Here is a 6,524-nt window from a genome sequence, read left to right as displayed (position 1 = left end):
ACTAGCCGCCAGCTCCAGACTAAGGTAGGATAAATATTAATGATTGTTAACAAAACGGTACCTAATTAGGCTACAAATTAACAATTGCCACCGATCTGCCGATAGAGCGGTGTCTAATTGGCAGTAGCAACAACGGTGCTTTATATTTCCAGGAGATCTAAACCGCTACATGACTTTATCGATCGAGCCAAATACAGCCACCGCGCTGTCCCCAACCCTCAAACTCAAACACATCGTCCAATCTTTACCAAAAGAAGTCTTTGCAAAAGACAACACTCAGGCGTTCCTGATGACGGTCAAAACCATCGTCACCGTCACAATCGGCATGGCGGCGATCGCCTACGCTCCTTGGTACCTTTTACCCCTAGCGTGGGTATTTACAGGTACGGCAATGACTGGTTGCTTTGTAATCGGTCATGATTGTGCTCACCGTTCCTTCTCAAAGAGCCGCAAGGTGAATGATATCGTCGGTCATCTCTTCATGTTGACCCTGATTTATCCCTTCCACGGCTGGCGGTACGGACACAACAAACACCATAAGCACACCAATAAAATGGACGTGGACAATGCTTGGCAACCTTGGCGACCAGAAGCTTATGCAGATGCTCCAACCTGGCTCCAAGTAGTGTATCAGGCGATGCGCGGTCGGTTATGGTGGTTGGCATCATTACCTCATTGGGCAGCCGTACACTTTGACTGGCGCAAGTTCCCCGCAGGCAAAACCAGAGATGATGTCAAGTTCTCTGCTTTGTTTGTAATTATCGGTGCCGCACTGATTTTCCCTGTGATGATTGGGACTTTAGGTATCTGGGGCTTCGTCAAGTTTTGGGTATTACCTTGGTTGGTATATCATTTCTGGATGAGTACTTTCACGATCGTCCATCACACTGCGGCAGATATTCCTTTCAATCCTGAAGGCGAGTGGAACGAGGCGATCGCGCAGTTATCTGGTACCGTACACTGTGACTATCCGGCTTGGGTTGAATTCCTCTGTCACGATATCAATGTTCACGTTCCCCACCACATTTCGACAGCGATTCCTTCCTACCGATTGCGTGAAGCTCACGCGATTATCAAAGCTAACTGGGGTGAATACATCAAAGAACGTAAGTTCACCTGGGAAATGATGAAGGATATCACTGATAAATGTCATATCTATGAAGAAACTGAATTTTATCAAACCTTCCGCGAGTTTAACTCCAATAATAACTAGGTTTTAAGCTTTAGGCTTTAGTACCTGTAAGGTGGGCAAATGCCCACTTTTTTTACGATCCGATCGATCTGGTTATTTCCCAGACAATCCAAAAGACACGGATCTGTAAAGGACTTGTTGATGCCAAAGACGATCGTTTTCACCAGAAATCATCGTCCAAACCCTCGCCTACAGACCCGTGCAGTCAAATGCTAATTCTTCCGAAGATAGTGCGTTAAAATAAAACCACTCATTTACACCCACATCGCCCAAGCCATGCAATTCATCGATCTCGCAGAAGTAGAACTAGAATCAGGAAGCGGTGGCGATGGGATTGTGACCTTCCGGCGGGAAAAATACGTCCCTGCTGGAGGTCCCTCTGGTGGTAATGGTGGTAAAGGCGGTTCGATTTTCTTTACCGCTGTCGAAAACCTTCAAACCCTACTAGATTTTCGTTATAACCGTCGTTTCAAAGCCGAAAATGGTGGCAAAGGTGGCTCGAAGAATTGTACTGGTGCGACGGGTGACGATCTCAATATTGAGGTACCCTGTGGTACGATGATTTACGATACAGCAACTGATGAGCTTTTAGTCGATTTAGTAGAACCAGGACAAACTTTCAAAGTCGTTGCTGGTGGCAAGGGTGGATTGGGTAATGCCCATTTTTTAAGCAATAGCAATCGTGCTCCTGAATACGCACTCCCAGGACAACCACCCCAGCAAAAACGAATTCGATTGGAGCTAAAATTATTAGCCGAAGTCGGCATTATCGGTTTGCCCAATGCTGGTAAATCTACGCTAATTTCTGCACTGTCTTCCGCACGTCCTAAAGTAGCCGATTATCCATTTACAACCCTAGTCCCCAATCTAGGAGTAGTCAGAAAGCCTTCTGGCGATGGTACCCTATTTGCAGATATTCCTGGACTGATCGAGGGTGCATCTGAAGGTGCCGGTTTGGGACACGATTTTCTCCGCCACATCGAGCGCACGCGAGTATTGTTGCACATTGTCGAAGCAACTGGCGATGACCCTGTTGGAGCCTATCAAACGATTCGACAGGAGTTAACAGCATATAGTGATACTCTAGTTTCTCGCCCCCAAATTCTCGCTCTGAGCAAGATTGATGCGGTAGACGAAGAAGAAGTTGCGGAAATTGCCCAAGCTTTGTCTGCCATAGCACAACAGCCCGTATTTCTCATCTCGTCCGCAACTCGGACTGGATTAGATCCACTACTGCAAAAAGTTTGGCAGCAATTAGACATCTTAGAAGCTCAACGGAACGCTGAAAAACTAGCTCTGGAACGCGCTGCATTTCCCGTATTGCAGTAAAAAACAAAGAAGGGGCAATTGATGAATTGCCCCTTCCCTAGGTATGATAATTTTAGAACGGACAGGGAGGGATTCGAACCCTCGATGAGGTCACCCCCATAACACATTAGCAGTGTGCCGCTTTCGGCCACTCAGCCACCTATCCAGATCGCTATTATTAATCAACCTTTCTAAACATAACACATCAATTAGATTTTAGCAATAGACTTATTACCGACAGTGACTATTACTCCCATCGCTCTAACTCAAGTCTCAGCACACCCAGACGATCGATTTGCGATCGGGTTTGCACCTCTAGACTTAGATGAAATCTACCAACTAGCTGATGCACCAGCCAATGGCGCAGTAGTAATTATGAGCGGTACAGTTCGCGATCGAACCGATGGACAAGCCGTAGACTATTTAGAATACCAAGCTTATGAGCCAATGGCGATCCGCATATTTGCCGCCATTGGCTGGGAGATTCGATCTCAGTGGCCAGATGCCAATCGTGTCGTAATTTACCACCGTGTCGGCAAATTAAAGATCGGGGAAGTTAGCGTATTGGTAGCTGTCGGTTGTCCTCACCGAGGCGAGGCTTTTGCGGCTTGTCAGTACGCGATCGATACGCTCAAGCATCAAGCACCGATTTGGAAGAAAGAGTGGTTTAAGGAAGCAAATGGGACTCGATCTAGTACTTGGGTGAGTATTGGAGCTTGCGAACAATGAAGGAGTGGATAGTGGATCGGAAGTACTATCTCATTCTGTCTGATGCGGGGGAAATGAGGGTAAATTGTGTCTGAGCCAATCAGTGGCAGACTTTCGATCCTGTGAGATGCCGGTGGGAAAATCGCCAACTTCCTGAAACTGAAGAGCTGAGTCCCAGATCGGTCGCTCTACAACACCGATCTTGGTAGTACCTGTAAATCCTTGCGCAAATAGACCTCTGAAGAATTTGGTCGTACTCCAAGCGGAAAAATACAAATAGGCAAGTACCAGCAGATAGCAAAGGATGGCAATCTGCACAGTTGTCAAATATTGGTAGTTTTTGGCATCTACTAAGATGTTGTCGAGAACCGAGGAAACCGTGGTTAATAGTCCGCCCAACCAAGTCAGTAATAGTACAAAGGTAACGTTGTTGAGCCTGACAGCCAGGGAAATCTCATAGCCAGACTGCAAACTATTAATATTCCCTTCGATCGTTGGCGACAAAAAAATCGGTAAATGAAGATATTTATGTCCAATTATTTGGGTTGCTAAAAACTTGAATCCTCTGACTTGACCAAAATAAGGTTGGTGTTTTAGGGAATTGAGATTGGTTGCTTGCCAGGGAATATTTGGGTCATAAATTACACTTTTCAATCGATCCGTAACCTGTGCAAAGTCTAATGTTGTTAGGATTACACATCGATCGAAGGGGATTCTAATCATTGCTCTATCTATATTTTTTAAAGACCTGATGCAATTGAAATATTCAAAATACTGATTTTCTTTGAGAGATAGTGCTTGTAATATTTGCAGAATATCGATTTGCAAGCGATGCCAACACGTTTATCGCCAGCAGAAGCTACATTAACACACAACGTCTGTCTCAGCAGAATCAAAAACTTAGTCGAAGACAGGCAATAATATAGCAAAACTATGTCTTATTTTATAGCTTCATATCTAAGAATTGCTAGGTTTAACGATCCAATTAAGCCAAAATGCTGAGAACAACAAGTTAAATTGAATGCCAAATATTCAAAGTTGCGATTAATTATGCTCCGAACCTCTATCTTTAGGTTTCTGATTGGGTACTCTAAGCGATGAGTGAGTAAGCAGATATAAGTGAACCGAGCATGAAAGTAACTACAGAGCCGCTAGTCGTTGACAAAACTACTACAACAGTAGCTGTATGGGCATCAGACGCACAGATGGCCACAAACCCCAATACCAATCCACAATTACTGCGCAAAATCGCGACAGAAAAAGATTGGGAGTTACGAAGACTAGTCGCCAGTAATCCAAATACACCAACAGATGTCCTCTGGCAATTGGGTATTGACTTTCCCGAAGCCATCCTCAGCAACCCAATTTTTGAACTATTACAGATCGAACAGCTCCAATTAGTGGCTGAGATTCCCAACTCTACCCTCATTAGTTTGTTGCAATGCGAACGAGCACCCAAAAATTTCATGGAATATGCTGTCAATCAGCAGGATTATAGCTTGTGGCTCGCAGTAGCTTATAATCCACATACTCCGAGCGCATTGCTCGAAAATTTAGCCCAAAAATCACGCCGCCAAGATCGAGAATTGATTCGGGCTGTTGCCGCTCATCCCCATACACCCAAACATCTCCTGGCCGAAATCATCGATATTGGTGGTGGTATAGCACAAATCGTGGCAGAAAATCCGCATACACCTGTTGCGGTACTAGAAAAGATCTTAGATAAATATCGACAGACTAACGATCCTATTTTTACAACATTAGTAGCACTTCATCCCCAGATCGCGCCTCAATTATTGATGCAGATGGGTCTGGCACCCAATGAATCGGCGGCTCAATCTCTATGGCTGGCAAAACAGAGCGCGACAACATCCAGTCAATTGGTGGAGCTAGCCCAAACAAGCTGGGATATATTACGGTTGGCAGTAGTCCGACACCCGCACGCACTTGGTTCGACGATCGAGCAAATCTGGCATCAACTAGAGATCGATCGTACCGCCCCTCGACAAATCGATCGACTAATTTATGACTCCTTTGTGGCTAATCCAAATACATCATCTGCTCTCCGCGAAGAGTTGCGCAAATTATTGCAATTGTAAGAATGAGTAATTCTCACACTACCAGTAGTCACAACACCCTCATCCCCTAACCCCGGAATAGTTCCGATCCAATGAATCCTGAAGATTTAAAGACTTATCTCGATCGCCTCATTACTAGCAACTTAAAAATTAGCACCATGATTTGGGGTGCGCCAGGGATTGGAAAATCTAGTATTGTCAGACAAATAGCAACAGCAAATCAGCTTGAATTTATCGATATCCGGTTGAGTCAATTAGCCCCAACGGATCTACGCGGACTGCCTGTTGCCGAAGATGGAGTTTCCAAATGGTTTCCCCCAGAATTCTTGCCCCAACGGGGACAAGGCATTCTGTTTCTCGATGAGATTAATATGGCTCCTCCAGCAATGCAGGGGATGGCACAGCAACTGATTTTAGATCGGTGTGTGGGGTCCTATGTTGTGCCTGATGGGTGGTTTGTATGGGCGGCGGGGAACCGGAAGGAAGATCGCGCGGGGGTGTTTGATATGCCAGCACCTTTAGCCAATCGATTTTTGCATTTGCAAGTGGAAGCAAATTTTGAGAGTTTTAAGGCTTATGCTCTAGGGCAAGGTATTCACGAACAAATTATCGCTTTCTTATCTTTTCGCCCGAGCTTGTTACACAAAATCGATTCTCAACAACCAGCTTGGTGTTCGCCGCGATCGTGGATGATGGCGAGTAGTTTACATGATCATGGGCTGGATCTAGCACCTGCGATCGGGATAGCGGCTAGTGCCGAGTTTCAAACATTCGTCCAGATGTATCATACATTACCCGATCTGAACCCAATTTTTGAGGGCAATGGTAGTAATATTCCGTTCCCGATCGAACCTTCTGCTCGCTATGCAACGGCGATCGGTTTAACCGTTCATGCTGTTGATGCTCATCGCGCTCATCATGCTTTTCGCTGGTTGAGTCAGGTGGCGACAGCAGAATGGGTACAGTTATTTGTCTCGGATTTATTGGGTTTGATGCGATCTCGGGGCGAATTAGGCATTCTCGCGGCACTAATCGAGAAAGATCCCTCGATTCAGAAATTTTTGCAAGATTATCGGCAATTAGTTGCGTTGTGAATTAGCGGATGGTGAATGGTGAATGGTGAATGGAATTGCCCCTATCCTAAATTTTGAGGGCATTTCCACCCATATTCAGCAACATCAATGGGTTAGTAATAAGCGGCGCAAGTTAATGTACTATTCCCGAATCCTGAATCCCGA

The 6,524-nt window shown here is 45.3% G+C and carries 6 protein-coding genes and 1 tRNA gene; 5 read left to right on the top strand and 2 right to left on the bottom strand.

Annotation, left to right across the window (positions count from 1 at the left end; all coding sequences use genetic code 11):
- Positions 1-169: 169 nt before the first annotated feature.
- Together RMO55_RS20660 and obgE are read left to right on the top strand one after the other, a co-directional pair.
- On the top strand, positions 170-1,213 hold the full coding sequence (locus RMO55_RS20660; RefSeq protein WP_310429847.1) for a fatty acid desaturase: 1,044 nt from the start codon (positions 170-172) through the stop codon (positions 1,211-1,213).
- Positions 1,214-1,468: 255 nt separating this feature from the next.
- A complete protein-coding gene (gene obgE / locus RMO55_RS20655; RefSeq protein WP_310429845.1) occupies positions 1,469-2,521 on the top strand; it encodes a GTPase ObgE in 1,053 nt (350 codons plus the stop codon).
- Positions 2,522-2,579: 58 nt separating this feature from the next.
- Here the strand turns inward: obgE and RMO55_RS20650 are convergent.
- A tRNA-Ser gene (locus tag RMO55_RS20650) sits at positions 2,580-2,666 on the bottom strand.
- 74 nt (positions 2,667-2,740) lie between these two features.
- Between RMO55_RS20650 and RMO55_RS20645 the strand changes: the two genes are divergently transcribed.
- On the top strand, positions 2,741-3,229 hold the full coding sequence (locus RMO55_RS20645; protein WP_310429842.1) for a molybdenum cofactor biosynthesis protein MoaE: 489 nt from the start codon (positions 2,741-2,743) through the stop codon (positions 3,227-3,229).
- 30 nt (positions 3,230-3,259) lie between these two features.
- Here RMO55_RS20645 and RMO55_RS20640 read toward each other — a convergent pair whose 3' ends face one another.
- Complete coding sequence (locus RMO55_RS20640; protein ID WP_310429840.1) at positions 3,260-3,931, bottom strand: hypothetical protein; 672 nt, start codon at positions 3,929-3,931, stop codon at positions 3,260-3,262.
- A gap of 407 nt (positions 3,932-4,338) precedes the next feature.
- Here RMO55_RS20640 and RMO55_RS20635 point away from each other — a divergent pair, with 407 nt between their 5' ends.
- Together RMO55_RS20635 and RMO55_RS20630 are read left to right on the top strand one after the other, a co-directional pair.
- Complete coding sequence (locus tag RMO55_RS20635) at positions 4,339-5,307, top strand: hypothetical protein (protein ID WP_310429838.1); 969 nt, start codon at positions 4,339-4,341, stop codon at positions 5,305-5,307.
- Positions 5,308-5,378: 71 nt separating this feature from the next.
- Positions 5,379-6,380 carry a MoxR family ATPase gene (locus RMO55_RS20630; RefSeq protein WP_310429836.1) on the top strand — a complete coding sequence of 334 codons (1,002 nt, stop codon included), beginning with the start codon at positions 5,379-5,381 and terminating at the stop codon, positions 6,378-6,380.
- Positions 6,381-6,524: the final 144 nt, after the last annotated feature.

Source organism: Chamaesiphon sp. VAR_48_metabat_135_sub, assembly GCF_031418915.1.
Taxonomy (GTDB): domain Bacteria; phylum Cyanobacteriota; class Cyanobacteriia; order Cyanobacteriales; family Chamaesiphonaceae; genus Chamaesiphon.
The sequence above is the reverse complement of the archived record's forward strand: the minus strand, read 5'-3'. Positions and strand labels throughout refer to the sequence as shown.

What these genes read in the sequence shown, in the direction of transcription:
- RMO55_RS20640 (WP_310429840.1), bottom strand. Translation starts at nt 3,931, where the DNA reads ATGATTAGAATCCCCTTCGATCGATGTGTAATCCTAACAACATTAGAC.
- RMO55_RS20660 (WP_310429847.1), top strand. Translation starts at nt 170, where the DNA reads ATGACTTTATCGATCGAGCCAAATACAGCCACCGCGCTGTCCCCAACC.
- RMO55_RS20635 (WP_310429838.1), top strand. Translation starts at nt 4,339, where the DNA reads ATGAAAGTAACTACAGAGCCGCTAGTCGTTGACAAAACTACTACAACA.
- RMO55_RS20630 (WP_310429836.1), top strand. Translation starts at nt 5,379, where the DNA reads ATGAATCCTGAAGATTTAAAGACTTATCTCGATCGCCTCATTACTAGC.
- obgE (WP_310429845.1), top strand. Translation starts at nt 1,469, where the DNA reads ATGCAATTCATCGATCTCGCAGAAGTAGAACTAGAATCAGGAAGCGGT.